Below are 25,749 nucleotides of genomic sequence, written 5' to 3'. Positions count from 1 at the left end.
GCCTATCGCCCTGCTGAATCCGAATCAATTGCACGTTCAACCAATTCCGCGAATTCCTCGGAGACCTTCGGCTCTGGCAATGCGAGCCCGTCGAGTGTATGGACGCGCGCGGCCAGCGTGACGCTCGAAACCATCCACACTCCGTCGGCCGCAATCAAATCCGCAGGTCGGAGGGTTTCGTATCGGCAATCGAAGCGCGCACTGCCGGCAACGTCGAACAGAGCACGCTGCGTCGTACCCATCAAAATGCCCTGTGTAGGAGGAGGTGTGATCAAAGTCCTGTCCCGTACGATCACCACCGTCGAGCGTGGCCCCTCCAACACATTGCCCTCGGAACTGACGAAGATCACATCGTCAGCACCCAAATTCGCCGCATATCGAAGCGCAGCCATGTTGGTTGCGTAGGACAACGTCTTCGCGCCCAGTAGCTGCCAAGGTGCCCGGGCAGAGAGATCGACGGAGAAACCTCGCTCGAGAGTCATCACCGACAGCCCCGATTCACGGACCTGCCTGACCCGATCAGCCACCGGGCCGACCATCACGAAGGCTGTCGGCTTGTCACCGCTCTCACGGCCGCGGGTCAGAACAAGACGAAGAGCGCCTTCCTTCTCTGTCCCCCACTCCTCGGCTGCCATCTCGATCGCCAGACGCCAGTCATCGAGAACGGGGGCGGGCAGACCCAGCGCCCGCGCGCTCAGAACCAGTCGACTCAGATGTCCCTCGACCACCCGCGCCCTACCGTCGCGCACCAACAGCGTCTCGAAGACTCCGTCGCCGCGCACCACCGCCAGGTCGTCGGCGTGCAAAAACGGTGCGTCAGCATCGAGCACCTCATGGTCGAGAGTCACCAATACGCGATCAGGCATGCCATCAACCCTAACGATCCGCCGAGCCGCCGGGGCCGCCCTGTAACCGCGATCCCGCCCACACTCCTAGACTGGTCTTGTGGTCGACAACGCTCTTGTGCCCAACAGCCCACTTCTGACTTCCCCCGGCGCGGTCACCGCACCGGACGGTTCGGCCGACATCGGTGTCGCATGGCACTACGGCGATCCCCTCGGTGAACAGCGAACCGCGCAGCGCGCAGCAGTGGTGGTCGACCGCAGTCACAGATTCGTGATCGCCATTCCCGGCGACGAACGCCTCACCTGGTTGCACACGATCTCGAGCCAGCACATCGCCGCGCTCCCCGACGGCAAGAGCGCCGAAAATCTGAGCCTGGACGTCAACGGACGGGTCGAGCACCACTTCGTGCAGACAGACCTGGCAGGTGTCACCTGGATCGACACCGAGGCCGACCGCGGACCAGACCTCCTCTCCTTCTTGAAGAAGATGGTGTTCTGGTCCAAAGCCGAACCCCGAGACGGCAACGAACTCGCGGTCCTGAGCCTGATCGGACCCGAAGCGTCCACTGTCCTCGCCGCACTCGAGGTTCAGACACCCACCGAGGCCTACGACGCTCTCGCGTTGGCCGACGGCGGATTTGTCCGCCGCATGCCGTGGCCCACCGAGAACTCTTTCGATCTCCTCATCCCACGTGAGCAATTGGCGGCGTGGTGGACCAAGCTGATCGATGCCGGCGCGAAGCCCGCCGGAAGTTGGGCCTTCGAGGCACTTCGCGTCGAAGCGACGAGGCCGCGCCTCGGACTGGACACCGACGATCGGACGATCCCGCACGAGGTCCACTGGATCGGTGGGCCGGCCGAGCACGGCGCCGTCCACCTCGACAAGGGCTGCTACCGCGGCCAGGAAACCGTCGCCCGGGTTCACAATCTCGGCAAGCCCCCGCGCCATCTCGTCATGTTGCACCTCGACGGCAGCGCCGAAGCCGTCCCGGAACCGGGTGACCCGGTCACGGCGGGCGGACGAGCCGTCGGACGCGTCGGCACCGTTGTCAATCATCACGAACTCGGCCCCATCGCGCTCGCTCTGATCAAGCGCAACATTCCGGTCGACACCGAACTCATGGCCGGACCCAGCGCCGCGTCCATCGATCCGGAATCGATCGTCGCGGACGACGCACCCCAGGCCGGACGTGAGGCTGTCAACCGATTGCGCGGAAAGTGACGGGCACCGTTGACGCGGTCTGCGTCCTCCACACCGAACGTGACAGTGGCGTCAGGCGTGTCCCGCGAACCGCGATCGACAAGCGTCCCGTCGACGGCCGCGTCGCTGTCGGCCGACTCGGACTCGGCGGCGACTACGTCTGCGACACCGAGTTCCACGGCGGCGCCTTCCAAGCTGTCTACGCCTATCAGCGCGACGAAGCCCAGCGTTGGTCGGACGAATTGGGCCGACCTCTCGGCCCCGGATGGTTCGGCGAGAATCTCCACATCAGCGGGATGCTCGTCACGGACGCCGTGATCGGCGAGCGTTGGCACATCACCGGAGCCGAGGCGTCGGACGTTCTCGAACTCGAGGTGACCGCTCCCCGCGTCCCGTGCGGCACGTTCGGCATCTGGGCCGCGGAGAAGGGCTGGGTCAAGCGATTCACCGAGCGGACCGACGTCGGCGCCTATCTTCGCGTCAACCGGACCGGCACGATCGCCGCGGGCGACTCGGTCACCCGAGTCCACGTACCGGATCACGGAGTGACTGTTCGCGAGGTCTTCGCCGGAACGGACCCCGAGCGGCTTCGACGGCTGCTCGCAGAACACACCGATCTTGCACCGAACGTCACCGCGCGTGTCCAGAGGTTCATCGAACAAGCAGAAGCGCAGGTGCACTCGTGAGTATCGAATTGGTGGAAGTAGTCCGCTCCGGATTCCGCGAATGCGTGCACCGCGGATCGGCCGTCGTTCTCGGCGCCGACGGCGAGGTCGTTGTCGGACTCGGGGAAATTCACACACCTATCTACCCCCGCTCCGCGAACAAGCCGCTGCAAGCCGTCGCTGCGCTTCGTAACGGCTTTGCACCCACCAGCCCGGAAGAGTTGGCCATCGCGTCGTCCTCACACGCGGGCGAGGCCGATCACATCGAACTGGTCGCCGCGCTCCTCGCTCGCTACCAACTCGGCGTCGACCAATTGCAGTGCCCGTCCGACCTCCCGGGCAACGAACTGGCCCGAGCCGAACTGATCGCCGCGGGCGAGCTTCCCAGCCCTATCTACATGACCTGCTCGGGCAAGCACTCCGCGATGCTCGCGACGTGCGTCGTGAACGACTGGCCGCTCGAGACGTACATGGAGCCGACTCATCCCCTGCAGCTAGCGATCCAGGAGACGATCTTCGATCTCAGTGGCGAGGAAGAACAGGAACTCGGCATCGACGGTTGTGGTCTCCCGATCGTGCCGCTCTCGCTCACGAACCTGGCTCGGGCATTCGGACGCCTGCCCTCGGCTGAGCCCGACTCCCCCGAACGAGCGGTGGCCGACGCGGTCCGCGAGAACCCCTTCCTCGTCTCGGGCACGGGCCGCAACGATCAGCGTCTGATGTCCGCAGTGCCGGGTCTGTTCTCCAAGACCGGATACGACGGCATCTACGCCGGAGCGCTTCCCGACGGTTCCGCTTTTGCCCTCAAGATCGACGACGGTCACGAGCGGGCGCTCCTGCCCTTGGCGGCAGCTCTGCTCAAGCGTATGAACACGGAGTGGACCGAGGAGTTGGCGGCCCTCGCGTCCGCTCCGGTCTTCGGCGGCGACGCCCGAGTGGGGACGATTCGCGCAATTCCGGGAAACTTCTGAGCAGTTCTCACAAAGTTCTGACGAGTTCTTTCAGCATCCTGGCAGCTCGCGGCCATAGTGAGAGCAATCAGACACGGCGGTGAGGCCTTCGTGGAAGCGGAAGCGACTTTTCCACGCTAGAGTGTGTGTCAGGAAACTTACACACTCAAACGGGGCCGCCAAATTCCCCAGGCCGCCCCGCGAAAGCGCGAGGGGGTCAGCCATGGGCCGCGGCCGGGCTAAGGCAAAGCAGACCAAGGTTGCACGCGAATTGAAATACAGCGTACCGACCACGGATTTCGACAGCCTGCAAAGAGAGCTCGCAGGTGGATCGACCAACTCGCATCGGAGCAGTGTCCGATCGGACCAGACTTCCGATAGGGAAGGGCATGCGCGAGAGGACGACTACGACGACTGGCGGCGTTGACCGCGCACTGCCACCGCGCAGACTGTGAAATGAGGAAGAGCTGATCGCTCTTCCTCATTTTTGCGTTCCATTTTCTGCCTCGCGCCTGCTTGCGCGGAAACAAAACTGCCCCACCGGATCTCTCCGATGGGGCAGTTGACGTTGCGGTTCAGAAGCGCGGGTGGTCTCCGGCCAGGAACGCACGCTCTGCAGCGGCGTCCGACGCCTTCTTGACGCTACCGAGCGTCCAGCAGTCGATGTGGCGTGCGGTGAGGACGGCCAGCGCGCGGTCGACGTCCTCGGGCGCGACGACGGCGACCATGCCGACGCCCATGTTGAAGGTCTGCTCCATCTCGGCGCGCTCGACGCGTCCGCGCTGCGCGATCATGGCGAAGACCGGAGCGGGGCTCCAGGTTCCGCGATCGAGTTCGGCAACCAGGCCCTTGGGCATGACGCGCGCGAGGTTGTTGGCGAGGCCGCCACCGGTGACGTGGCAGAAGGTGCGCACGTCGGTCTCGGCAGCGAGTGCCAGGCAGTCCTTGGCGTAGATCTTGGTGGGCTCGAGCAGTTCCTCACCGAGCGTGCGGCCGAACTCGTCGACGTGTGCGCTCAGGTTCATCCGGTCGATCTCGAGCAGGACCTTGCGGGCCAGCGAGTAACCGTTGGAGTGCAGTCCCGAAGAACCCATGGCGATGACGACGTCGCCGGGGCGAACGCGGTCCGGTCCGAGCAGCTTCTCGGCCTCGACGACACCGACGCCGGTTGCGGAGAGGTCGTAGTCACCGTCGGCCATGATGCCGGGGTGCTCGGCGGTCTCGCCACCGAGGAGAGCGCAGCCGGCCTGGATGCAGCCCTCGGCGATACCGCTGACCAATTCCGCGACACGCTCGGGGATGACCCGGCCGACGGCGATGTAGTCCTGGAGGAACAGCGGCTCAGCGCCACAGACGACGAGGTCGTCGACAACCATGGCGACGAGGTCGAGTCCGACCGTGTCGTGCTTGTCCATCGCCTGGGCGACAGCGAGCTTGGTTCCGACGCCGTCGGTCGATGCGGCGAGCAGCGGCTCCTTGTAGTCACCCTTGAGGGAGAACAAGCCGGCGAAACCACCGAGGCCACCCATGACCTCGGGGCGGCTGGCCTTCTTTGCCAGAGGGGCGAAGAGTTCCACCGCCCGGTCGCCTGCGGCGATATCGACTCCTGCTGCCGCGTAGGAGGCGCCTGCGGTGCGGTGACTGTCCTCGGTCATCGGGTTACTACTCCAGCCTTGTATTTCTCGCGAGCACGTATTGCTCGTGCACAGGTAAGTGGTCTTGCAATGTGAAGTGTTTGCAATCCTCGTGACGCGAGATGGATCGTTCGACTCGAGACCCAGAGCGCGCACACAAATACCGACGATTACGCCCATACGCTACCGGACCGGCCCCCTCGGTGAGACCTCGCGTACCCCGAGACGTCAGTTCTGCAGCCGCGCGCCGATCGAGGCGTGCAGCGCGCGCAGACTGTTCTGCCCGAGTGCGACGGTCTCGGATTCGATGTGTTTGAGGAGATGTCCGTCATGGACGACCTTCTCGCTCGACTGGATCAGTACCGTCCCGGCTCCGGTGAAATCGAACTGGCGTTCTTCGCCGGTGTTCGCGCCGAACATGCTTCCGCGAACCGCACCCAGGAAGCTCTGCATCCAGTCGGCGTCGAAGTGGTGGGACGGTGACGGGCAGTCAGCCCAACCCACCAACGCCTGCGGGTCGATACGCAGCGGCGGCTCCGCGAACATGACCGGCCCGTTGGACGACGCCAGGAACTTGCCCGTCCCCAGAAGCGTCAAAAAGCCTGGGACGATGGACTGTTTGAGGTCCAGGCTCGTCTCGAAGGCGAGGAGATTGGCCGCGCGAATCGTGAGGTTGCCGTCGTCGAGGTCGTAGGAATTGATGTTGAACCCGCGGTCACCGAGGATCAACTTTCCCTGTCCCTGGGCGAGCACCCAGTCGTCCGCGTAGAGCGGCGAAGAGAACCTGGCCGCGACGATCGCCGTCATACTCGTGCGCCCGAGCGGTTCGAAGTTGATGTTTCCGTAGTACGCGATCATCGCGCCCTTGGACGTGAACCACGGCTGCCCGGCCATCTCGACGCAGAAGGCGTAGTCGTTGCCAGGGACGTTGTCGTTCGCGGGCAGAGTTGCCGGATTGTGAATTTCGATACCCATGCTCTGTGCCCTCTCAGAACTTCTGCTCGGACGCCTGGACCCAGACGGTGCCGGCGCCGGTCATCTTCAGCTGGATGGACTCCCCCGAGCCCTTGCCGACGGCCTCGCGCCAGCCGACGTTCGCGGAGATGTCGACGTTGATCTGACCGATGTGGCACACGTACGCCTGCGGGTCGACGACGACCTGAGGGTTGTTGGGACCGACCTGCAACGGAATCGCGCCCCCGTGCGAGAGAACCGCGACGCTTCCCTGTCCGTGCAACTGCGTCGTGAACAGGCCTTGACCGGTCATGGCGCCGCGTACCGCTCCGCGCACACCGCCCTGCGACGTGAGAGCGACTATCGAACTCTGCAGGTAACCGTCGTGTGCGAGGAGCCGGTCGGCTTCGACCGTGAGCATCGACGAACCGTCGAGGTGGATGACCTCGACGTAAAGACCGGCGTGCCCGTAGAAGACCTCACCGTTTCCCTCGGCGGCCATCATGCGTGCGTGTTCGCCGGACATCATGCGGCCGGCCATCCCGGCGATACCGCCCATGTTCGGCATGGCGCCGGGCCCACCGCCCATGCTGTGCGGGATGAAGCGGACGTCGCCGGTGTAGTAGAGCATCGACCCGGTGCGGGCGAGCACGTTCTGTCCCGGTGTAAGAGTCGACTTGACGACCTTGCTGTTCACCAATTCCAACGGCATGGGTCAGCGCTCCTCGGGCTGGATGTAGACGACACCGGATCCGTCGAATCGCAGCGAGAACGCTTCACCGCTGCCACCGCCGATCGCGGAGCGCCAGGTGACGTCGGTGACGAAGCTCTGGTTCAGCTGACCGCGGTGAGCGACGAAGGCGTCGGGATCGGCAACCAGCGGATACTGCGGGCTGACTTCGAGCGCGATGATCGGCCCGCCCTTCGACAGCACGGCCACCAGACCGGTGCCGCTGACGACCGTCGTGAACAAGCCCTGTCCGGAACCTGCGCCGCGGAGACCGGCAAATTTCACGTCGGTTCGCAGTTGGCCGACCAATGCGAGCAATTGTGAGGCTTCGACGTGCAAAGCGTCGTTGTTAAGCTCGATAATCGTGATGTCCTGGGCGTCGACCGCGAAGTAGACGGTGCCTTGACCGCTGACTTCCATCAGGGACAGTGATTCACCTGCCGCCTTCTGTTTCAGCGCGGCACGCAGCCCGCCACCACCGCCCATACCGGCGTTCTTGAAGGTGATCGCGCCCTCGTACGCCACCATCGAGCCGTTGATCGCTTTGATGGTGTCCCCCACCAGGTCTGCGACCAGTACTCGGTGCCCATCCATTCTCAGTTGCGCCACGGAGGGCACTATGCCAGATGCTCACGATGGATGCCGTGCCGTGGAACAGATCGCGTCGTGGAACAGAAAGTCGTGAACAGAAAATCTGCCGCCCACATGCTGTGGACGGCAGATTCTCGGCTGTCGAATTTCAGGCTTTCGGTGTTCAGCGCTTTCGGTGTTCAGGGACGGCTGAGCGCGCTCGCGTTGTCGTTGTCGCGAGTGGCCGTCGAACCTGCGGTGCTCTCGAGCATCCCCTCGAGGACGTTCTTGCCGATCGACGTTTCCTTGGGAAGCGCGATCGGGTAGGTCCCGTCGAAGCACGCGGCGCACAGACGGCTGGCCGGCTGCTCGGTGGCGGCGATCATGCCTTCGGTGGAGATGTATCCGAGGGTGTCCGCACCGATGGAGCGACGCACGCCGTCGAGCATTTCCTCGAACGTCGCGTCCTGCCCGCCCGCTCCGTTGGCGATCAGCTCGGCCGGTGAGGCGAAGTCGATGCCGTAGAAGCAAGGCCACTTGACCGGCGGTGAGGCGATGCGGACGTGGATTTCGAGAGCGCCGGCTTCGCGGAGCATCCGGATGAGCGCACGCTGAGTGTTGCCGCGGACGATCGAATCGTCCACCACCACAAGGCGCTTGCCGCGGATGACTTCCTTGAGCGGGTTGAGCTTGAGCCTGATACCGAGCTGACGGATCGTCTGCGACGGCTGGATGAAGGTACGGCCCACGTAGGCGTTCTTCATCAGACCCTGGCCGTAGGGGATGCCTGAGCCCTGTGCGTACCCGACGGCTGCGGGAGTGCCGGACTCGGGAACGGGGATGACCAGGTCACCTTCGGCGGGGTGCTCGCTGGCCAGCAGGCGACCGATCTCGACGCGGGTCGAGTGGACCGAACGGCCGCCGATGACGCTGTCGGGACGGGCAAGATAGACGTACTCGAAGACGCAACCCTTCGGCGTCGGATTCGCGAAACGCGAGGAGCGAACGCCGTCGGCGTCGATCGCGAGCAGCTCACCGGGTTCGATGTCGCGGACGAACGACGCACCCACGATGTCGAGGGCTGCGGTCTCGCTGGCGACTACCCAACCGCGATCCAAACGGCCGAGGCAGAGCGGGCGGATGCCGTGCGGATCGCGCGCTGCGTACAGCGTGTGCTCGTCCATGAAGGTGAGGCAGAACGCGCCCTCCAACGTGGGAAGCAATTCCATCGCGGCCTGTTCGATGGTGCTGTCGCCGGCAGCGTGTGCCAGCAGACCACCGATGAGGTCGGAGTCGGAAGTCGCGGCATTGGGGCGCTTGTCGTTGACCAGGCCGGCCGCACGGGTGCGGCTCGCAAGTTCAGCGGTGTTCACCAGGTTGCCGTTGTGGCCGAGTGCGATGCCCGTACCGGCAGTGGTCGTACGGAAGATGGGCTGCGCGTTCTCCCACGTCGTGGAACCGGTGGTGGAGTAACGGCAATGTCCGACGGCGACGTGACCTGGCATCGCTGCGAGGGTCTGCTCGTCGAATACCTGGCTGACCAGGCCGAGATCCTTGAACACCAACACCTGGGAGCCGTCGGCTACCGCAATGCCGGCAGCTTCTTGACCACGGTGCTGAAGTGCGTACAGGCCGTAATAAGTGAGCTTCGCCACATCCTCTCCCGGCGCCCAAACGCCGAATACACCGCATTCTTCGCGGGGCTCGTTCTCGTCCTCGTCGGACGGGTTCGAAGCGAGGAGATTTGGACTGTTGACCGACAGATCGGCACGAGTCACCGGGCGCTCCCTTTGTGGGCAGGGGTTGGGGGGCATCCACAGTCTACGGCCATTTTGGGACCCACTTCCCCTGAGGGCAGCCTTGGGCCTCAGATCACTCCGAAGCGAACCGGGTGGTCTCTAGTAACTACGCCAACCGCTCTGTCACTACGCCAACCGCAGCAGGGGGAGCCAGTGCGCTATTTCTGGGGCGCGGCTACCTGATGCATCGACTCGTCCGTCACCTGCGGCCTCGGAAAACTCGAGGAGTCCGGTGACCATCTGCAACCAGGTCCGAGCGTCTGTCTCGACGACGTTGGGCGGGGTTCCGCGGGTGTGACGCGGACCTTCGATGCACTGCACCGCAACAAACGGTGGGACGCGCACCTCGACGCTCGATCCGGGGGCGATCTGTTCGAGAGTGCGCGCACTCATCTTCACTGCGGCGCCGAGTTCAGCGCGAGAAGGCTTCGGAAGTTCCGGATCGCGAAGCCACGGGCCGACAGCCAGGACTGCGGCACGGAATTCGGCGGGGTCGACGGCGCGGCGGGGCGGCATCAGTTCACTCCCTGTCTTCGAGTAGCGATACGAACGGCAAGTGCCCCACCGGCATTGGTCGCGAGGTGCAGCAATGCCGGTGCGAGGACACTGCCGCCCCTGCGATGCAGCCACTCGAACAGCAATGCCGACGCACCGGTGAATGCCACTGCAGCGGGAACGTTGTCGCCGGCACCGCGGGCGGGGGCGACGTGCCACAACCCGAAAGTCAGTGCATGAACAGCCTGCGCGGTGGGACGGTTCAGCTCACGATTCCAGACTGCGGACATCGCGCTCCGGAACAACAGTTCCTCGGAAAGCACCGTGCCGAAGGGGATGTGCAAGATGATCCACTCGAGGAAGTCCTCACGGCCGTCTGCGCGCTCGTCGGCAGCGAGAGTCGCGCGCAACGAGGGAACGGCTAAAGCGACGCTGTAACCCGTAAGCACTGCGCCGGCCGCGGCTCCGCCGAACTGAGCACCACCACGAATGCCGGTGTGCGCCAAGCCGAGTTCCTCGCGGGTGTAACCACGTGCGAGTAGGACACCGATAGCCGACAGACCGGCCGCAGTGTTGACCACGGCGCGGGCACGAGGCGAAAGACCGAATGCCGGAAGCACGACGTTGCTCCAGGTGATCGCGGCGGCGGAAAGCGCGATCGAGGCTGCTCCCCTCACTTCTCCGGGCCCTCGGATTTCACGGCGACAACCAAAGCCGATCGCACCCGCTCGGTTTCTGCGGCCGTCCATCCCTCGGGCTGGGCAACGCTGATCCAGGCGTCCAGAACGGAGGTTCCGTAATTGTGACCATGGCCGTCCGGAACTCCCGCGGCGTTGCCGAGGTCGGCGGACACCTGCCAGAACGTCACGACCGGGAACCACTTCATCGACGGTGAGCGGTCGAATCCCGGTACTTCCTTGAGCCACTCGGGACGATTGAACATGAGGTCGGGCGACCACCACACCACCGGATCGGAAGGGTGCTGGACAAACAGGACTCGCGGCTCCGGCCACGTCATCCCGTCGGTCGGAATGTCTTCGGAGCGATCCGCGAACCGTACGCCGGCCAGGCCGTCCGCGTAGACGGGCGCTACTTCGGGGGTACCGGGATCGCGCCTCTTCTCGATCGAACGCCACAACTGCGTCGCGTTCGGTGGGCCAACCCACAGTATTCCGTCGGCGGTATCGCGCGCCGCTTGCAGTGTGTCGAAGGCTCCGGCGCCGGCCATGACGCCGAGGCTCTCGCCGTAGACCATGAACTTCGGCCTGGTGGCTTCCGGTTCCTGGAGCCATCTTTCGTGCACCCGCTCGATCAACAGGCGTCCGGCAGCTTGCGCCTTCTCCTGGTCGGCGAGGAACGAGATCCAACTCGGCAGGTACGAGTACTGGCTGGCGACAAGAGCAGTGTCGCCGTCGTGCACAAGTTCGATTGCCTGCGCCGCAGTGGGATTGACCCACCCCGTACCCGTCGTCGGAATGACCACGAGAACCTTGCGCTGGAATGCGCCGGTCCTCTCCAGTTCTTTGATGACCAGATCCATGCGCTCTTCGGGATCTTCGGCGCTTTCGAGGCCGGCGTACACGCGAATCGGATCCATCGCCGGCTTACCGGTTGCCGCTTCGAGTTCCTGCGCGTCGAGTCCGCGCGAGACGAAGTTTCGCCCCTCGAACCCCAATGTGTCCCAGGGAGCAGCAGATTCGGGGCTACCCGATTTCATCGGATCCTGAGGTTCGACGACGCCGTCGCGAGTGGTCGAGTTCTGCAGACTGAAGATCGAGTTGGTCGCGGCGTAGATTCCGCGGACCAGGACGCCGTCGACCAGCATGAAGAACAGAACGGTGACAACCAGGACGCCGACACCGTTGGCCACCGACCGTGACCAGTGGAACCGCCGCATCAGCTGTCGGGCAATCAGTTTCACCAGATCGTGGAGGACCCGCCAGATCGAGATGAGCAGACCGCCGACGAGCAGGCTCAGTCCGAGGGTTCGGATGTAGCCCGAGGTGGTCGTGCCTTCGGCATCGGTCAGTGCCGCGATTTCGCGTTGCCACCCGGCCGCGTAGACCAGCATGATGATCGCCGCGACGATGGACGCGACCGGAACGAACACTTTGATCGCGGAGGGCACCGGTTCGGGCAGTGGCCACCACCGTCGCCCGCTGAGCAGGTATCGCTCGACAGCCCAGCCGATCGCGGTACCGACCCCGTAGCCGATGGCCGAGTTGATGCCGCCGATCAGACCTTGGAACAGCCAATCTCGCGGAAGCAGCGAAGGAGTCAACGACCAGCAGAAGAAGAACGCGGCAAACGCGATGCCGGTGAAGTCGAGCTTGAGGAGACCCCACGCCCACTCGGTGAAGCGGTTGTCGAGCTTCTCGAGAGATGCGGGAACAGCCAGCCGCAGGTGGTGTTCCTGCGGCTGGCTGTCAGAAGAAGTCAGTTCTCCGGAATCGACCATCTATCACCCGAACAGAGCGGGCAGCGTTCCCTCGAAGGCCTCACGGAGCTTGGCCATCGTGACGGAGAAGTGTCCCTGGACCTCGACGGAATCACTGCCCTCGTCGACGACTCCGATACGCGTCCACGGCAAGCCGCGGGCGGTGCACATACCCGTGAAGCGGGTTTCTTCCGTGCGCGGAACAGCAACGAGGACGCGTCCCGACGATTCCGAGAACAGGGTGACGAACGGATCGGCACCCTCGGGAATCAGGATGCGGCAACCGGTTTCGCCGGCCAGCGCAGCTTCGACGACGGCCTGGGCCAGTCCACCCTCGGAGAGATCGTGGGCTGCGGTGACCAGTCCGTCACGCGAGGAGGCGAGCAGGATGTCCGCGAGCAGCTGCTCGCGGGCCAGGTCGACCTTCGGCGGCACGCCACCGAGATGACCGTGCTCGACCTGCGACCAGATTGAACCGTCGATCTCGTCGTGGGTGTCGCCGAGCAGGATCAGCGTCTCGCCGGGCTCGAGTCCGAGGCCCGTCGGGATGCGGCGGTGAACGTCGTCGATCACACCGAGGACGGCAACCACCGGCGTCGGCAGGATCGCCGTGGATCCGGTCTGGTTGTAGAAGCTGACGTTGCCGCCGGTGACGGGGATGCCAAGGGTGGCGCAGCCGTCGGCGAGGCCGCGAACAGCCTGCTGGAACTGCCACATGACACCCGGATCCTCGGGCGAACCGAAGTTGAGGCAGTTGGAGACGGCCTTGGGCGTTGCGCCCGTGACTGCCACGTTGCGGAAAGCCTCGGCCAATGCGAGCTGGGCACCGGTGTACGGATCGAGCGCGGTGTAGCGGCCCGAAGCGTCGGTGGACAGCGCGATTCCGCGTCCGGTCTTCTCGTCGATGCGGATGACGCCGCCGTCGGCGTTCTCGGCCAGGACGGTGTTGCCGCGGACGTAGCGGTCGTACTGCTCGGTGATCCACTTGCGGCTGCACAGAGCAGGCGAAGCGATCATCTTCAGCAGAGTTGCTTCGAGTTCTTCGTCCGTCTCGGGGCGCTTAAGCCCTGCCGTCGTGTTCGCGATCAACGCGTCCTGGCTTGCCGGGCGCTCGACGGGACGGTTGTAGACCGGGCCCTCGTGAGCGACGGTGCGCGGGGGAACGTCGACGACGGTCTCGCCGTGCCAGGAGATGGTGAGGTGCTCACCGTCGGTGACCTCGCCGATGTCGGTGGCCAGGACGTCCCACTTCTTGCAGACCTCCATGAACGCATCGACGTTCTCGGGCGTGACCACGGCGCACATGCGCTCCTGCGATTCGCTCGAGAGCACCTCGGCCGGGGTCATGCCGGTGGCGCGCATCGGAACCTTCTCGAGGTTGATGTGCATGCCGCCGTCGCCGGCTGCAGCCAGCTCGGAGGTGGCGCAGGACAGCCCGGCGCCGCCGAGGTCCTGGATACCGACAACGAGGCCGGCCTTGTAGAGGTCGAGACAGCACTCGATGAGCACCTTCTCGGTGAACGGGTCGCCGACCTGAACCGCGGGCAGCTTCTTACGTCCGCCGCCGTCACCGTCGAACGTCGCCGACGCGAGAACCGAGACGCCACCGATTCCGTCGAGACCGGTGCGTGCGCCGAACAGGATGATCTTGTTGCCCGCACCTGAAGCGAAGGCCAGATGCAGATCCTCGACACGCATGACGCCGGCCGCGAGGGCGTTGACCAGCGGGTTGCCTGCGTAGGACTCGTCGAAGACCGTCTCGCCGCCGATGTTGGGGAGGCCGAGGGAGTTTCCGTATCCACCGACACCGCGCACGACACCGTCGACGACGCGACGAGTGTCAGGGGCGTCAGCAGCGCCGAAACGCAGCTGATCCATGACGGCGATCGGGCGCGCACCCATGGCCATGATGTCGCGGACGATGCCGCCGACGCCGGTGGCCGCACCCTGGTAGGGCTCGACGTACGACGGGTGGTTGTGGCTCTCGACCTTGAACGTGACTGCCCAGCCGTCACCGATGTCGACGACGCCGGCGTTCTCACCGATACCGGCCAGCATGTTGGCGCGCATCTCGTCGGTGGTGGTCTTGCCGAAGTATCCGAGGTGGACCTTCGAGGACTTGTACGAGCAGTGCTCGCTCCACATCACCGAGTACATCGCCAGTTCGGCGTCCGTGGGACGGCGGCCCAGGATCTCCTTGATGCGTGCGTATTCGTCGTCCTTGAGACCGAGCTCCTTGAACGGCTGAGCGGCATCGGGATCAGCCGATGCGTGCGTGACGGTATCGACCTGGTGAGCAGACACTGGAGAGTGGTCCCTTCCCTACGGGAGTCAAGAGGCAAGCCGGCGCGGAGCGGGACACCACGAATGTGCCCAACGAAAGAACGTGCCGGGGGACAGTCTATCGGTGTGGGCCGACGACTTCCGCAGACGGCAGCACCCGCAACACCTCCGGGCCTGCGAAGTATCGCCGGTCACACCCGAACCGGTTTGGGTAATCCGGTCGGTTTTCTTAAAGTCAGCCCGGTCCACTCTCTCCTCGAAAGGCCTCGCATGCCCCAGGATGTTCGTCAGTCCGATCTCACGGCGCAGTCCCAGTCGGTGACCACTCCCCTCACTCCGGCTGCAATTTTCCTGGTCGCGACCGTGAATCCGGGTGGCGAGAACACCACACGAGAACTACTCGCCGACGTCGCGGGTCTGCAGCGCGCCGTGGGACTGCGCGTCCCCGGATCAGGTTTGGATGTGGTGACAAGCATCGGATCGTCGGCCTGGGATCGACTGTTCGCCGGTCCGCGCCCTGCCCTACTGCACCCGTTCACCGCTCTACGGGGTGACGTTCACTCGGCGCCGTCGACTCCCGGCGATCTGCTCTTCCACATCCGCGCGATGAGCATGGACGCGTGTTTCGAGGTCGCTCGGCAGATCACGAAGCGACTGCACGGCGCGGTCACCGTCGTCGACGAAGTTCACGGCTTCCAGTACTTCGAGAACCGCGACCTCATCGGCTTCGTCGACGGCACCGAGAATCCGGTGGGCCGCGACGCCGTCGCCGCGGTGACGGTCGGCGACGAGGATCCAGAGTTCGCAGGCGGCAGCTACGTCCACATCCAGCGCTACATCCACAAGATGCGGGACTGGGAAGCAATCACCGTCGACGAGCAGGAGCGTGTGATCGGGCGCAGCAAGCTCGAGGACATCGAGATGACGTCGGAAGTGAAGCCGGCCAACTCGCACGTAGCCCTCAACGCGATCAAGGACGAGAACGGCAAGGCTCTCGAGATCCTGCGTGCCAACATGCCGTACGGACGCCTCGGCGACGACGAGATCGGCACCTTCTTCATCGGCTACTGCCGCACTCCGGCGATCACCGAACGGATGCTCGAGAACATGTTTCTCGGCAACCCTCGCGGCAATTACGACCGTCTGCTCGACTTCTCGACGGCCGTGACGGGCTCGATGTTCTTCACACCGAGCGCCGACTTCTTCGAGGATCTACCGACTGCGCCCTCTACGCCCACTGGGCTCCCTGCACTTTTTTAACTACGCACCCACTAACTACGCGGCGTGAGGAAGGCGCCAAGAGCGTCGGCATACATGCGGACATCTGCCGCGCCCATCAGCTCGCGGGCCGAGTGCATGGCGAGCTGAGGCGCGCCCACATCTACGGTGGAGAGTCCGGTGCGTGATGCCGTGATCGGTCCGATGGTGGAGCCGCACGGCAGATCGGCGCGGTGGACGTAGCGCTGCATGGGCACTCCTGCCTGATCGCAGGCGAGCGCGAATTCGCCTGCACCGGCTGCGTCGGTGGCGTATCGCAAGTTCTGGTTCACCTTGAGTACCGGCCCACCGTTGATCTCGATCCGATGAGCGGGCTCGTGGCGGTCCGGATAGTTGGGGTGCGTGGCGTGCGCCATGTCGCCCGACGCGCATACCGAGCCGGCCATCGCCTGCAGGAATTCTTCGCGGCCACCACCGCGCCCCAACACGATCCGCTCGAGCACGGTGTTGAGCAGGTCCGAGAAAGCTCCGCGATCGGACATGCTGCCGACCTCTTCGTGATCGAAGAGTGCGAGCACCGGAACCTGCTGCCCCGGCGACTCGGCCGCGGCCAGAAGTGCTTGTGTCCCTGCATAACACGTGCCCTGGTTGTCGAGCCGAGGGGCGCTGACCAATTCCTTGTCCACACCCACCACTGCGCTGGGCGCAAGGTCGTGTGTCATCAACTCCCAGCCGAGAACCGACGACGCGGCCACACCCGCACGCTCGGCGACAAAACCGATGAAAGACTTGGGCTTCGAACCCACTCCCCAGATTCCGTTGACGTGCCGCTGCGGATCCAGCGTCACGCCCTTGCGATCTTCGGACAGGTGGATAGCCAGCTGCGGAACACGAAGAATCGGGTCGTCGATACGAACCAGCCTCTGCTCCACAGTGTTTCCCACCCGCACACTCAATCGTCCCGAGATACCGAGATCGCGGTCGAGCCAGGAGTTCAGCCACGCACCGCCGTACGGTTCGAGGCCCACCATCTGCCACCCGGCCGAAGTGAGGTCGGGATGCTGTTTGACCCGCAGGTTCGGGCTGTCGGTATGACCTCCGACAATCCGGAACGGAGCGGTACTTCCGACGCCCTCGGTGCTCCAGGCGATCAGCGAACCGCCTCGCACGAGGAAGTACCGTCCGGGCTCGGCTGGCCACGACTGCGTTTCGTGGACTTCGACGAACCCGCCGGCCGTCAGCTCGGTCGCCACCGTCGCGCACACATGGAACGGCGACGGTGACGAATCGACGAAGCTGCACAAGCCGTCTGCGTCGGCCCCGGTCAGAGAAGCCGCCCCGGCCTGAGACGTCCGAGAAGTCTGAGAAGTCATGCCCCTCATCATGCCCGAACAGGTGTCCGGGATATCAGCGGGCGCGAAATCAGTGGGCGCGAATCGGTGGCCGTGAATCAGGTGGGCACAGGACCGGTCAGCTCAGGCGTGCGGACCGGACACGCAGAACTGATTCCCATCAGGATCGAGGAGCGTCACCCAGCGGAAGCCGTCCATGTTCTCGCGGTGGTGCTCAGTTGCCCCAGCCTCGACGAGTCGCGCCACCTCGGCGTCGAGATCCGGACTCCCCAGATCGAGGTGGATACGGTTCTTCCCGGCCGTGGGATCCGGGACCTTCTGGAAAGCGAAGTTTGTGGCGCTGTCCGGGACCGAGACGATGTAGAACCAACCGTCGTTCTCCTCGACGATGTTTCCGCCCAACTGCGCTGCCCACCACGTTGCGAGCGGACCGGGATCGAGACTGTCGAAGGTGATCATGCCGAGTGTGAGAGTCATGCGCACACGCTAATGGAAGCCACCGACAAAGACTCTCGATCTCGGGCTGAGATGAGACGATCCTCGAATGCGACTCACAACGCTGCGCAACCGCGCTTCAGAACCACTCTTCGCCGTTTTCATCGCGACCGGATTGCTGTTGAGCTGCCTCGGAGTGCTCGCCTGGCGATTTGCCACGCCGTCTCTGCGAACAGAACATCTCGGAATCCAGCCTCCGCCACCGCCGCCGGCGGAGGACGGCAAGACCGGATACATGTGGGTTGTCGAAGGCTACAGCTACTTCGATGCCCCTCATTGGTTTCCCGCAACTGCGTGGTTCCTGATTGTCGGAACGGCTGTCGCTATTGCGGTGTCGGCAACACTGAACGCAACGGGATGGCAGCTGTCACGCGACACAGGTGGCAGAAAATTGGTTCTTCTGCTTGCGCTTTCGATCTTCGGAGCGGCCTACGGACTCGCGGTTGCCGTTGTCGGACGAATCTGGCCGCCCACCTTCTATTCGGTGGTCCTTCCCGAACCTCGTGACCCGCAGAACCCCTACCCCGAATCAGCCATCATCCACTTCGACCTCGAACCGAACCTGATCACCTTCACAGCCACAGGTCTTGCTGTCGGTCTTGTCGCCGCCACTCTGCTTCACGTCCGGAACTACTCGCTCACACGAACGAACTAGCGGGCGAGGAGATCACTCGACCGCTTCGAGTTCCGCGACACTCCCGTCCGAGATCACCCGGACGTGGCCGGTGATCTTCTCGATCGGCCAGTCCCACCACGCAATTCGAACCAACTTCTCGATGTCTTCAGCATTGAAGCGGCGCTTGATCTCCGTTGCCGGGTTGCCGCCGACAATTGCGTAGTCCGGGACGTCGCGCGTCACGACGGCACCAGTGGACACGATCGCCCCATGACCGATCCGAACACCGGGCATGACTGTCACGTTCCCGCCGAACCACACGTCGTTCCCGACGACGGTGTCTCCGCGCGACGGCAGATCCTGCACCAAATCCATGTGCCTGGCCCAATCGCCGCCCATGATCGGGAACGGGTAGGTGGAGACACCGTTCATGCGATGATTTGCGCCGTTCATGATGAAGGTGACGCCGGTTGCCAGCGCGCAGAACTTTCCGATCACCAGTTTGTCGGGACCGTAGTGGTGCAACACGTTTCGGGTCTCGAACTCTTCGGCGAACTCCGGATCGTCGTAGTAGGTGTACTCCCCTACCTCGATCAACGGGTTGTCGATCAACGGCCTCAGCAACACCACTCGCGGTTGCCCAGCCATCGGATGAACAAGGGCGGGATCCGGCACAGTGAAATCTGACGCGTTCATTACCAACTCCGATCCGTCGGCGCGGTGTCGCCGACCGCAGCAAGACTATCCGGTTCCTGCTGCGGTCGACCGACACGCGCAAACGTGCCGGGCGTCAGCCCAGAAGCCCCTTGGCAATATGGGTGACCTGAATTTCGTTGCTGCCTGCATAGATCATGAGCGACTTGGCATCACGCGCCAACTGCTCCACTCGGTACTCGGCCATGTAGCCGTTTCCACCGAACAGTTGCACGGCTTCCATCGCGACTTCGGTCGCCGCGCGCGAGGAGTACAGCTTCATCGCCGACGCCTCCGCCAAGCTCACCTTGTCTCCGGCTGCGGTGCGTTCGATCGCGTTGAAGACCATGTTCTGCACGTTGATTCGAGCGACCTCCATCTCGGCCAGCTTGAGCTGGATGAGCTGGAACTGCCCGATCTCGCGTCCCCACAGCTTGCGGGATTTCGCGTATTCGATACTCAGACGGTGACATTCGTTGATGATGCCGAGCGAGAGGGACGCGATGCCGATGCGTTCGGCGGCGAAGCTCTCCTTGGCGCTGGACTTACCGTCCGACTTTCCGCTGTCCTCGGTTTCGCCGAGCAGGCGGTCTTTGGTGATGCGGACGTTGTCGAAGAACAACTCACCGGTGGGTGAGGAATTCATGCCCATCTTCTTGAACGGCGGGCTCTGCGTGAGTCCTTCCATGCCCTTGTCGAGGATGAAGGCGAGCACCTTGCGATCGCGGCGATCAACCGACGCGTCGCCCTCGTCGAGCTTTGCGTAGACGATCATCACGTCGGCGTACGGACCGTTGGTGATGAAGGTCTTGTTGCCGTTGAGGATGTAGTCGTCACCATCGCGGCGCACGTAGGACTTCATGCCGCCGAAGGCATCCGAGCCCGAATCCGGTTCGGTGATCGCCCAGGCGCCGACGGTTTCGAATGTCACCAGGCCGGGGAGCCAGCGTTCCTTCTGCGCGAGTGTGCCGCGGCTGCGGATGGTTCCGGCGGCCAATCCGAGGCTGACGCCCAACGACGCGACGAGACCGAGGCTGACTCCGGCCAATTCACTGTTGAGCACGACGCCCATGCTGCCTGCGCCGCTGAATGCACTCGACTTCTCACCGTCACTGGAGGGCGCATCGCCACGCTCACGTGCCAGCGACTTCTCGAGACCCTCGCGTGCCATGTCTGCGAGACCGAAGGTCGAGTACAGCTTGCGGATGATGTCGAACGGCGGCAGCGCACCACTTTCGAGCTCGTCGACGTGAGGTCGCACCTCTTTGTCGATAAAGCCCCGCAAGGCGTCGCGGAACATCAGGTCGGTGTCGGACCACTCGTACATGTGCCTGAACTCCAGTCGGTGAACGATCGGGAGACTGCCGAACGACAGCCACACACCGAATATAGAACACGTTCCAAAACCGGAACAGGATTCAGCTGATCAGTCCCATTCGCTGCGAGATCCACACCAGTTCCTGTTCGACGCCCGCGGACCACACCGAAAAGCTGTGACCACCGGGAAGCTCGAGATACCTGGCGTCCATTCCGGCCGCTTTGGCCGCTTCGTACACCTTCTGCTGGCCGGGCTTGAACTCGTTGTCATCTGTTCCGACGACGAACACTCCGCCCGAGTTCGGGAACTTCCGGGTCGCCAGGAGATCCATCGGATTCACCTTCACGAAGGCTGCCTCGTCGCCGCCGAAGATCTCGTCGACGGTCCGCTGTCGGTCACCGAGCGAAGGCTCCAACTGACCGGACAGATCGAGGAACGTCGGATACACGTCGGGGTAGTTGGTCGCCATCTGCAGTGAACAGGTACCGCCGTAGGAGAGCCCGCCGATGGCCCACGCTCTCGGATTCGTGTCGATCTGGAACGCATTCGCCACTGCCGCGGGCAAGTCCTTTGCCAGATACGTGCCGACCTTGCCCTGCGAGGAATCGGTGCACAGCGGATTGGCCATCTGCGAACCCGTTCCGTCGGCGATGACGACCACCGGGGCGAGCCCGGCGTGATCGCGCGCGAAAGAATCCATTGTCGCGGTGAGCTTTCCGCCCTGGAGCCAGTCCTCGGGCTTGCCAGGCTGACCGGCCATCAGCACCAGTACGGGAAGAAGTGGACGCGGATTCGTGAAGTACGACGGCGGCAGATACACCTGAGAGTCACGCGCCGAGAATCCCGAAACAGTTCCGGGGACCGGCAAAGTCGTGACTCGTCCGCGAATCGGCATGCCTTCGGGCGCTTTCCACACCGTGTCGGTGGGGTTGCCGGTGACAACAGGATCCGTCGGACCGGGAACCTCATCGAGTGAAATGCGGTCGAAATCGTCGTGGCCGAACGCAATTCCCACAGTCGGGTAGGCGGCAAAGACCAGATTGATCTGGGTCGCGGCGGTGACGATGACCAGCACTGTCGCGACCACGGACAGCACCGCCTTCGCGACGGTTCCGCCCGCCTTGATTCGCGGCCCGAGAAGTAGCAGCGCGTAGATACCGAGACCGATCCACACGTAGATCGACATCGCGATGGGATCGGGGAACGGCACGATCACCTTTTCGACCGTGATCCAGGCGGCGATCATGATCACCAGTGCGATCAGCCCCGCGATCGGCACAGCTCTGCGGTAGTACCACCGCACGTTCGAACCGAGCAGCCACACACCACCCAGGACCCCAAGGACAGTCAGGATCACCGGCAGCGGTCCCGAGATCAAACTGATTCGGTAGAGCCAGTCCACGTCAAGCCTCTCGCGCGTAGAAATGTCGCACGCACGAGGCTAGACGACGACGCTAGTACTCTGTATCAGGTGACATTCATCAAGGTCTGTGGCCTACGCGACGTTGACACGGTTGACCTCACGGTGGGCCTGGGCGTCGACGCCATCGGTTTCGTCTTCGCCGAGAGCGTCCGCAAAGTCGACCCCACGCTCGCAGTCGACCTGCTCGCGCGTGTCCCTGCCCATATCCGGGCAATCGGAGTCTTTCTCGGCAACCCGATCGATCAGATCCTAGAGATCGCCGAGATCACCGGACTTCGCACCGTGCAGATTCACGATCTTGTCGACGCCGAGCAAGTGCAGCGACTTCACGACGCCGGCCTTACCGTGATCCGTGCAGTCGTCTCCAGCAACGTCCGCGACGGTTACAACCTCGACCTCGGTGAGGACGAACTCCTGATCGACGGCGCAGACGCCGGATCCGGGGTGCCGTGGGACTGGGCCCAACAGCAATCGCGCCCGCAGGGCCAGTGGATCCTGGCGGGCGGACTGTCCCCGGACAACGTGCGCGACGCATTGGATGCCACCGGCGCCTGGGGCGTCGACGTCTCCAGCGGCGTCGAATCGTCCCGCGGCGTCAAGGACCACGCTTTGATCGAGAAGTTCGTGAGCGCTGTCCGGCAGACCGATCACTCGAAGTAGGACGCGTAGTCACTGAACGCGACTTGGCCGGTGGGACTCGCCTTCACCGCGTCGGCAACGGCAGGCGGAATGGGAGCCCAGTGTGCAGGCATCGCTGCCGCCAGTGCGGGCTTCAAGATGTAGAGCAGAGCGAAGTTCACTATCCAGAGCGGCGGCGCCATCGACATGCCGACTTCCGAACTCACATCGCCTTTGGTGTTGGTCACCAGCTGCGCTTCACCCGAAATCTGTTGCGCTGCAAATCCGTAGACCGCTTGCACCGTGTATGCCGACTGATAGAGCGCAATCAGAGAGTGCGTCGCACCGTTGTTGCGTAACCAAGTGCCGACAAAACCGCCGGGAGCGATCAGCGTATTCACCTGCCGCGTCGGCGCATCCGCGTTGGCGGGACTCTCCAACAATCCGTCGGGGTTCACGTACAACCCGTAACTGGCCAGAGCCGACGGCGTAGTGCCGGAGTAGAGAGGGCGCCCGTTCGTATTGGTCAATATTCGGGCGCATTCGTCGATCACCTCGGCGTCCTCGCGATTGCCCCCGACCCCACCGCCGGAGATGAGATCGCGATACTGCTCCTCGGACAAAGTGTCGGCTGGTTCGAGTCCGATCTGCGCGGCAATCTCGTCCGCTACCGGTTGCCCCAGCGGCTGGTTGAGCTGATCCGGACTGGTCAGCTGTGTGGGCGCGACGATCTCGTAGCCAGGTGCCCCGGCAAAGGGGATCACGAACCCGGTATCGACAGTCTCCGCAACAGGTTGAGCGCCGGCCGTCTGAGTCATGGCAAACGAAAGTACGCACACCCCAACCAAAGCCAGTACCGGGATGGTCCCCCGGTGCGACCGTGCCCCACGTCTACAGCCCTCGCCTGAGAAAGCCTTGCCTGCAATTCCCTTGCCGCGCATAGGTCAACCTCCCGGGACACAGTCCGGCGAATCAACTCGAGCTTGCATCTCAGTCAAACGCTGTGAACAGCGCCGTGTCAAGACTCTTGCCAGGTCGAGGGGCCGACGGTACCCGCTCGCCCGATACAGTGGTCCTTCCAACTGAAGTGACCTCACCCGCGGTTGACCGCTCGAGTTGTGCGCGTCAGTTGCAGGAAATCCCGCGTCAGTTACACGAAGTTTCTGGAGGCGAGCAGTGTCTGACAAGCGCGGAACCGTGTTGATCACCGGTGTCGGCCGGAGCAAGTCGATCGGAGCAGGCCTTGCATTGGGTCTCGCCGAGGATGGTTGGGATCTGACGATCGGCTACTGGGAGCCTTATGACGAACGCGTCGGGTTCGTCCGCGGAGCGCACGATCCGCAGGACATTGCAGAGAAGTGTCGCGCACTCGGGAGCCGTGTCGACCTGATTCCCGGAGATCTGGCCTCGCCGGACGCTGCCGGTCAGCTCGTTGACGCTGCCGCAGCGCGGAACGACCTTCGTGGGCTGGTGCTCTCACATTGCGAAAGCGTCGACAGCTCCATCCTCGACACCACCGTCGAGAGCTGGGAACGACATTTCGCCGTCAACGCCCGCGCCTCTTGGCTGCTGATCAAAGCGTTCGCTGAACAACTTCCGCAACAGCACGACGCCAGTCAGGTGACCGGACGGATCATCGCGCTCACCAGCGACCATGCGGCCCACAATCTCCCGTACGGAGCCAGCAAGGGAGCTCTCGACCGCATCGTCATCGCAGCCGCAGTCGAACTCGGATCACGTGGGGTAAGAGCCAACGTCATCAACCCAGGACCTATCGACACAGGGTGGATGACACCGGAGATCAGGCAGGCCGCCACCCTCCGGACCCCTGCCGGCCGGCTGGGTACTCCCGGCGACACTGCAGACCTCGTTCGGTTTCTGATGTCCGACGCCGGAAGCTGGATTACGGGACAACTCCTTCACTCCAACGGCGGATTCAGTACGAACTGAGCCCTGGCCGGACTCGGTTCAGGCTTTGTAGGTCGGCAGCGTCTGCCCGAGCCTCTTGCCCATCTCGGCAGCCAATGCGGCGAGCCCGCTGGCCGGACGCACCATGACCTCGAAATCGACGATCTTGCCGTCCTCGTCGAATTCGACCATGTCGATTCCCTTGAGGCTCTTGTCGCCGATGTTCGCACTGAATTCGAGCACGACCTGCCGACCGTTGGCTCCGGCGAACTGCCGGTGGTACTCGAAGTTCTCGAAGACCTGGATCACCGTATTGAGAATGAGCACAACGGCATCCGCGGACTGGTACGGCTTGAATCCGGTGGGCGACCGGAACTGCGCGTCGGGCGCGACGATGGTCGGCAGCTCCGACAGGTCACCGGTTTCGATCATGGTGTGCCACAACTGCAGGGCGGCTTCAACTTTCGGTTCGAGCGTCAATACCGTGCTCATGCTTCTACCCTTTCTTCGGCGTTACCTGCCACTTGATTTACGGGCACTTGCTGTGCGGGCACTTGATTTGCGACGGCCCACGCACTCAACACAGTTCGCACCCCGGTCACGAGTTGCAACGGCTGATCGATCATGACGTGATGTCCAGCTTCGGGAATCTCCGCCACGATGGCCTCCGGTCCGAACAACCCGCGCATGTGTTCCATGAGTCGGTCGGACACAATTCCGTTCTCGGCCCGGAAATATGCTACGCGGCAACGTGGTTCACTGCTCAGAACATCTTCGGCGCCGACACGGAGAAAGAAGTTCGGATCGAATTTCCACGACCAACCACCGTCGACTTCCTCCATCGACGTGGCCGCCACATGATCACGCACTGCGGGTACCCCCGAGTCCTGCGGCGGGACGAAGCGGAATCGACCCATTGCATCTTCTCTGGAGGGGTAAACCTTCTTGGGACCGAACGCATTCTGGCGTCGAGCTGCCTCTTCTTCTGGCGTACGCGCCTTGAGCGGAGAATCGATGATGACAACGCCGTCCAACAGCTCGCCATGCAGATGTGAGGCCACGAAAGAAACAATCCCACCCATACTGTGCCCGACCAGAATCGGCTTGCCGTCGATTCCCCCGGCCTCAGCCGCCGCCAGCACCTCCCGAGCCCACTGGGACATCGCGTAGGCATCGCGAGTGTCACTGTCGCCGTGGCCCGTCAGGTCCAGGGCAACGACGCGCCGCCCATCAGCCAATTGCGGGGCGATGTGGTCCCACCACCTGCTGTGGGCCGCACCGCCGTGGATCAGCACGATACCCGGCCCCGCCGACCCGGCCGACCCCCAAGCCCGAAAGTGCACCACAGCGCCCTCGACCTCCACCGAACCGGTCTCGACCGGCGCTTCCAGCGCCCGGGTGAACCAACCAGGCGCGTCTTCGACCACATTGCTCATCGATCGAACATACATAGTCGCCAATCGGTTCATCCAACTCTTCCCAGTTCGTGATCCATCACCTATATTGAATCCGGCCTCAAGTTCAATTCGTTTCGCCGAAGGGGAG

Annotated in this window: 26 protein-coding genes; 8 read left to right on the top strand and 18 right to left on the bottom strand. The window is 63.7% G+C overall.

Translation table 11 applies throughout. From position 1 onward, the window contains the following. Positions 1 to 2: 2 nt before the first annotated feature. Positions 3 to 866, bottom strand: a complete 864-nt coding sequence (locus ACFQ6Y_RS04990; RefSeq protein ID WP_378629716.1) for an aminodeoxychorismate lyase — start codon at positions 864 to 866, stop codon at positions 3 to 5. Between the two features lie 79 nt (positions 867 to 945). Between ACFQ6Y_RS04990 and ACFQ6Y_RS04985 the strand changes: the two genes are divergently transcribed. From ACFQ6Y_RS04985 to ACFQ6Y_RS04970, 4 genes are all read left to right on the top strand, one after another. Next, positions 946 to 2,067 (top strand): YgfZ/GcvT domain-containing protein, encoded by a 1,122-nt coding sequence (locus ACFQ6Y_RS04985; protein ID WP_378629713.1) that lies wholly within the window; start codon positions 946 to 948, stop codon positions 2,065 to 2,067. Continuing rightward, positions 2,064 to 2,732 carry an MOSC domain-containing protein gene (locus ACFQ6Y_RS04980; RefSeq protein ID WP_378446596.1) on the top strand — a complete coding sequence of 223 codons (669 nt, stop codon included), beginning with the start codon at positions 2,064 to 2,066 and terminating at the stop codon, positions 2,730 to 2,732. The genes ACFQ6Y_RS04985 and ACFQ6Y_RS04980 overlap by 4 nt, the downstream gene beginning before the upstream one ends. Next, on the top strand, positions 2,729 to 3,682 hold the full coding sequence (locus tag ACFQ6Y_RS04975; protein WP_378629710.1) for an asparaginase: 954 nt from the start codon (positions 2,729 to 2,731) through the stop codon (positions 3,680 to 3,682). The genes ACFQ6Y_RS04980 and ACFQ6Y_RS04975 overlap by 4 nt, the downstream gene beginning before the upstream one ends. A gap of 202 nt (positions 3,683 to 3,884) precedes the next feature. After that, positions 3,885 to 4,088, top strand: coding sequence for a DUF3073 domain-containing protein (locus ACFQ6Y_RS04970; RefSeq protein ID WP_003940337.1), 204 nt, complete (start codon positions 3,885 to 3,887; stop codon positions 4,086 to 4,088). A gap of 148 nt (positions 4,089 to 4,236) precedes the next feature. On the opposite strand, the gene purM is transcribed toward ACFQ6Y_RS04970, so the two are convergent. From purM to purL, 9 genes are all read right to left on the bottom strand, one after another. Continuing rightward, entirely contained in the window at positions 4,237 to 5,316 is a 1,080-nt protein-coding gene (gene purM / locus ACFQ6Y_RS04965; protein WP_003940225.1) for a phosphoribosylformylglycinamidine cyclo-ligase, read from the bottom strand. A gap of 207 nt (positions 5,317 to 5,523) precedes the next feature. Then, positions 5,524 to 6,270, bottom strand: a complete 747-nt coding sequence (locus ACFQ6Y_RS04960; RefSeq protein ID WP_003939813.1) for an AIM24 family protein — start codon at positions 6,268 to 6,270, stop codon at positions 5,524 to 5,526. Positions 6,271 to 6,283: 13 nt separating this feature from the next. Next, positions 6,284 to 6,961: an AIM24 family protein gene (locus tag ACFQ6Y_RS04955; protein WP_378629707.1), complete on the bottom strand. Its 678-nt coding sequence runs from the start codon at positions 6,959 to 6,961 to the stop codon at positions 6,284 to 6,286. A gap of 3 nt (positions 6,962 to 6,964) precedes the next feature. Then, positions 6,965 to 7,573 carry an AIM24 family protein gene (locus ACFQ6Y_RS04950; RefSeq protein ID WP_003940441.1) on the bottom strand — a complete coding sequence of 203 codons (609 nt, stop codon included), beginning with the start codon at positions 7,571 to 7,573 and terminating at the stop codon, positions 6,965 to 6,967. Between the two features lie 176 nt (positions 7,574 to 7,749). Next, positions 7,750 to 9,327 (bottom strand): amidophosphoribosyltransferase, encoded by a 1,578-nt coding sequence (purF, locus tag ACFQ6Y_RS04945; protein ID WP_003940541.1) that lies wholly within the window; start codon positions 9,325 to 9,327, stop codon positions 7,750 to 7,752. 147 nt (positions 9,328 to 9,474) lie between these two features. Next, positions 9,475 to 9,864: a sterol carrier family protein gene (locus ACFQ6Y_RS04940; protein ID WP_003939745.1), complete on the bottom strand. Its 390-nt coding sequence runs from the start codon at positions 9,862 to 9,864 to the stop codon at positions 9,475 to 9,477. Continuing rightward, a complete protein-coding gene (locus ACFQ6Y_RS04935; protein WP_378629704.1) occupies positions 9,864 to 10,520 on the bottom strand; it encodes a CPBP family intramembrane glutamic endopeptidase in 657 nt (218 codons plus the stop codon). Before ACFQ6Y_RS04935 ends, ACFQ6Y_RS04940 begins: the two co-directional genes overlap by 1 nt. Continuing rightward, positions 10,517 to 12,301: an alpha/beta hydrolase gene (locus ACFQ6Y_RS04930; RefSeq protein ID WP_378629701.1), complete on the bottom strand. Its 1,785-nt coding sequence runs from the start codon at positions 12,299 to 12,301 to the stop codon at positions 10,517 to 10,519. Before ACFQ6Y_RS04930 ends, ACFQ6Y_RS04935 begins: the two co-directional genes overlap by 4 nt. Positions 12,302 to 12,304: 3 nt before the next feature. Further along, positions 12,305 to 14,584 carry a phosphoribosylformylglycinamidine synthase subunit PurL gene (gene purL, locus ACFQ6Y_RS04925; RefSeq protein ID WP_378629697.1) on the bottom strand — a complete coding sequence of 760 codons (2,280 nt, stop codon included), beginning with the start codon at positions 14,582 to 14,584 and terminating at the stop codon, positions 12,305 to 12,307. A 249-nt stretch (positions 14,585 to 14,833) separates the two neighbouring features. Here purL and ACFQ6Y_RS04920 point away from each other — a divergent pair, with 249 nt between their 5' ends. Next, positions 14,834 to 15,823 carry a Dyp-type peroxidase gene (locus ACFQ6Y_RS04920; protein WP_378629693.1) on the top strand — a complete coding sequence of 330 codons (990 nt, stop codon included), beginning with the start codon at positions 14,834 to 14,836 and terminating at the stop codon, positions 15,821 to 15,823. A gap of 11 nt (positions 15,824 to 15,834) precedes the next feature. Here ACFQ6Y_RS04920 and ACFQ6Y_RS04915 read toward each other — a convergent pair whose 3' ends face one another. Together ACFQ6Y_RS04915 and ACFQ6Y_RS04910 are read right to left on the bottom strand one after the other, a co-directional pair. Then, positions 15,835 to 17,154 (bottom strand): M18 family aminopeptidase, encoded by a 1,320-nt coding sequence (locus ACFQ6Y_RS04915; RefSeq protein WP_378629689.1) that lies wholly within the window; start codon positions 17,152 to 17,154, stop codon positions 15,835 to 15,837. Positions 17,155 to 17,256: 102 nt separating this feature from the next. Then, positions 17,257 to 17,610 (bottom strand): VOC family protein, encoded by a 354-nt coding sequence (locus ACFQ6Y_RS04910; RefSeq protein ID WP_003939907.1) that lies wholly within the window; start codon positions 17,608 to 17,610, stop codon positions 17,257 to 17,259. Between the two features lie 67 nt (positions 17,611 to 17,677). Here ACFQ6Y_RS04910 and ACFQ6Y_RS04905 point away from each other — a divergent pair, with 67 nt between their 5' ends. Next, entirely contained in the window at positions 17,678 to 18,283 is a 606-nt protein-coding gene (locus tag ACFQ6Y_RS04905) for a hypothetical protein (protein WP_378629687.1), read from the top strand. Between the two features lie 12 nt (positions 18,284 to 18,295). Here ACFQ6Y_RS04905 and ACFQ6Y_RS04900 read toward each other — a convergent pair whose 3' ends face one another. The 3 genes from ACFQ6Y_RS04900 to ACFQ6Y_RS04890 all read right to left on the bottom strand — a co-directional run bounded on the left by ACFQ6Y_RS04900 (position 18,296) and on the right by ACFQ6Y_RS04890 (position 21,657). After that, complete coding sequence (locus ACFQ6Y_RS04900; protein WP_378629683.1) at positions 18,296 to 18,940, bottom strand: CatB-related O-acetyltransferase; 645 nt, start codon at positions 18,938 to 18,940, stop codon at positions 18,296 to 18,298. Between the two features lie 94 nt (positions 18,941 to 19,034). Further along, a complete protein-coding gene (locus ACFQ6Y_RS04895; protein WP_230814689.1) occupies positions 19,035 to 20,264 on the bottom strand; it encodes an acyl-CoA dehydrogenase family protein in 1,230 nt (409 codons plus the stop codon). Between the two features lie 91 nt (positions 20,265 to 20,355). Then, positions 20,356 to 21,657, bottom strand: coding sequence for an alpha/beta hydrolase (locus ACFQ6Y_RS04890; RefSeq protein ID WP_378629680.1), 1,302 nt, complete (start codon positions 21,655 to 21,657; stop codon positions 20,356 to 20,358). Positions 21,658 to 21,726: 69 nt separating this feature from the next. Here ACFQ6Y_RS04890 and ACFQ6Y_RS04885 point away from each other — a divergent pair, with 69 nt between their 5' ends. Beyond that, on the top strand, positions 21,727 to 22,338 hold the full coding sequence (locus tag ACFQ6Y_RS04885) for a phosphoribosylanthranilate isomerase (RefSeq protein WP_378531943.1): 612 nt from the start codon (positions 21,727 to 21,729) through the stop codon (positions 22,336 to 22,338). Here the strand turns inward: ACFQ6Y_RS04885 and ACFQ6Y_RS04880 are convergent. Next, positions 22,326 to 23,237 carry a hypothetical protein gene (locus tag ACFQ6Y_RS04880; RefSeq protein ID WP_378629677.1) on the bottom strand — a complete coding sequence of 304 codons (912 nt, stop codon included), beginning with the start codon at positions 23,235 to 23,237 and terminating at the stop codon, positions 22,326 to 22,328. The genes ACFQ6Y_RS04885 and ACFQ6Y_RS04880 overlap by 13 nt on opposite strands. A gap of 235 nt (positions 23,238 to 23,472) precedes the next feature. Here ACFQ6Y_RS04880 and ACFQ6Y_RS04875 point away from each other — a divergent pair, with 235 nt between their 5' ends. Next, entirely contained in the window at positions 23,473 to 24,246 is a 774-nt protein-coding gene (locus ACFQ6Y_RS04875) for an SDR family oxidoreductase (protein ID WP_378629674.1), read from the top strand. Between the two features lie 18 nt (positions 24,247 to 24,264). Here the strand turns inward: ACFQ6Y_RS04875 and ACFQ6Y_RS04870 are convergent, their stop codons facing one another. Both ACFQ6Y_RS04870 and ACFQ6Y_RS04865 read right to left on the bottom strand, forming a co-directional pair. Continuing rightward, the gene (locus ACFQ6Y_RS04870) at positions 24,265 to 24,696 is read right to left on the bottom strand and encodes a nuclear transport factor 2 family protein (RefSeq protein WP_378629671.1); all 432 of its coding nucleotides are present in this window, start codon (positions 24,694 to 24,696) and stop codon (positions 24,265 to 24,267) included. Next, positions 24,693 to 25,640 carry an alpha/beta fold hydrolase gene (locus ACFQ6Y_RS04865; RefSeq protein ID WP_378629667.1) on the bottom strand — a complete coding sequence of 316 codons (948 nt, stop codon included), beginning with the start codon at positions 25,638 to 25,640 and terminating at the stop codon, positions 24,693 to 24,695. Before ACFQ6Y_RS04865 ends, ACFQ6Y_RS04870 begins: the two co-directional genes overlap by 4 nt. Positions 25,641 to 25,749 lie beyond the last annotated feature (109 nt).

This window comes from Rhodococcus sp. NPDC056516 (genome assembly GCF_042794655.1).
In the GTDB taxonomy this organism is placed as follows: domain Bacteria; phylum Actinomycetota; class Actinomycetes; order Mycobacteriales; family Mycobacteriaceae; genus Rhodococcus_F.
This window is presented reverse-complemented; position numbering and strand designations above follow the sequence as displayed.

What these genes read in the sequence shown, in the direction of transcription:
- ACFQ6Y_RS04940 (WP_003939745.1), bottom strand. Translation starts at nt 9,864, where the DNA reads ATGCCGCCCCGCCGCGCCGTCGACCCCGCCGAATTCCGTGCCGCAGTC.
- ACFQ6Y_RS04955 (WP_378629707.1), bottom strand. Translation starts at nt 6,961, where the DNA reads ATGCCGTTGGAATTGGTGAACAGCAAGGTCGTCAAGTCGACTCTTACA.
- ACFQ6Y_RS04880 (WP_378629677.1), bottom strand. Translation starts at nt 23,237, where the DNA reads ATGCGCGGCAAGGGAATTGCAGGCAAGGCTTTCTCAGGCGAGGGCTGT.
- ACFQ6Y_RS04905 (WP_378629687.1), top strand. Translation starts at nt 17,678, where the DNA reads ATGCGACTCACAACGCTGCGCAACCGCGCTTCAGAACCACTCTTCGCC.
- ACFQ6Y_RS04900 (WP_378629683.1), bottom strand. Translation starts at nt 18,940, where the DNA reads ATGAACGCGTCAGATTTCACTGTGCCGGATCCCGCCCTTGTTCATCCG.
- ACFQ6Y_RS04870 (WP_378629671.1), bottom strand. Translation starts at nt 24,696, where the DNA reads ATGAGCACGGTATTGACGCTCGAACCGAAAGTTGAAGCCGCCCTGCAG.
- ACFQ6Y_RS04865 (WP_378629667.1), bottom strand. Translation starts at nt 25,640, where the DNA reads ATGAGCAATGTGGTCGAAGACGCGCCTGGTTGGTTCACCCGGGCGCTG.
- purM (WP_003940225.1), bottom strand. Translation starts at nt 5,316, where the DNA reads ATGACCGAGGACAGTCACCGCACCGCAGGCGCCTCCTACGCGGCAGCA.
- ACFQ6Y_RS04910 (WP_003939907.1), bottom strand. Translation starts at nt 17,610, where the DNA reads ATGACTCTCACACTCGGCATGATCACCTTCGACAGTCTCGATCCCGGT.
- ACFQ6Y_RS04960 (WP_003939813.1), bottom strand. Translation starts at nt 6,270, where the DNA reads ATGGGTATCGAAATTCACAATCCGGCAACTCTGCCCGCGAACGACAAC.
- ACFQ6Y_RS04930 (WP_378629701.1), bottom strand. Translation starts at nt 12,301, where the DNA reads ATGGTCGATTCCGGAGAACTGACTTCTTCTGACAGCCAGCCGCAGGAA.
- ACFQ6Y_RS04950 (WP_003940441.1), bottom strand. Translation starts at nt 7,573, where the DNA reads ATGGATGGGCACCGAGTACTGGTCGCAGACCTGGTGGGGGACACCATC.
- ACFQ6Y_RS04920 (WP_378629693.1), top strand. Translation starts at nt 14,834, where the DNA reads ATGCCCCAGGATGTTCGTCAGTCCGATCTCACGGCGCAGTCCCAGTCG.
- ACFQ6Y_RS04895 (WP_230814689.1), bottom strand. Translation starts at nt 20,264, where the DNA reads ATGTACGAGTGGTCCGACACCGACCTGATGTTCCGCGACGCCTTGCGG.
- ACFQ6Y_RS04970 (WP_003940337.1), top strand. Translation starts at nt 3,885, where the DNA reads ATGGGCCGCGGCCGGGCTAAGGCAAAGCAGACCAAGGTTGCACGCGAA.
- ACFQ6Y_RS04990 (WP_378629716.1), bottom strand. Translation starts at nt 866, where the DNA reads ATGCCTGATCGCGTATTGGTGACTCTCGACCATGAGGTGCTCGATGCT.
- ACFQ6Y_RS04915 (WP_378629689.1), bottom strand. Translation starts at nt 17,154, where the DNA reads ATGACTTCTCAGACTTCTCGGACGTCTCAGGCCGGGGCGGCTTCTCTG.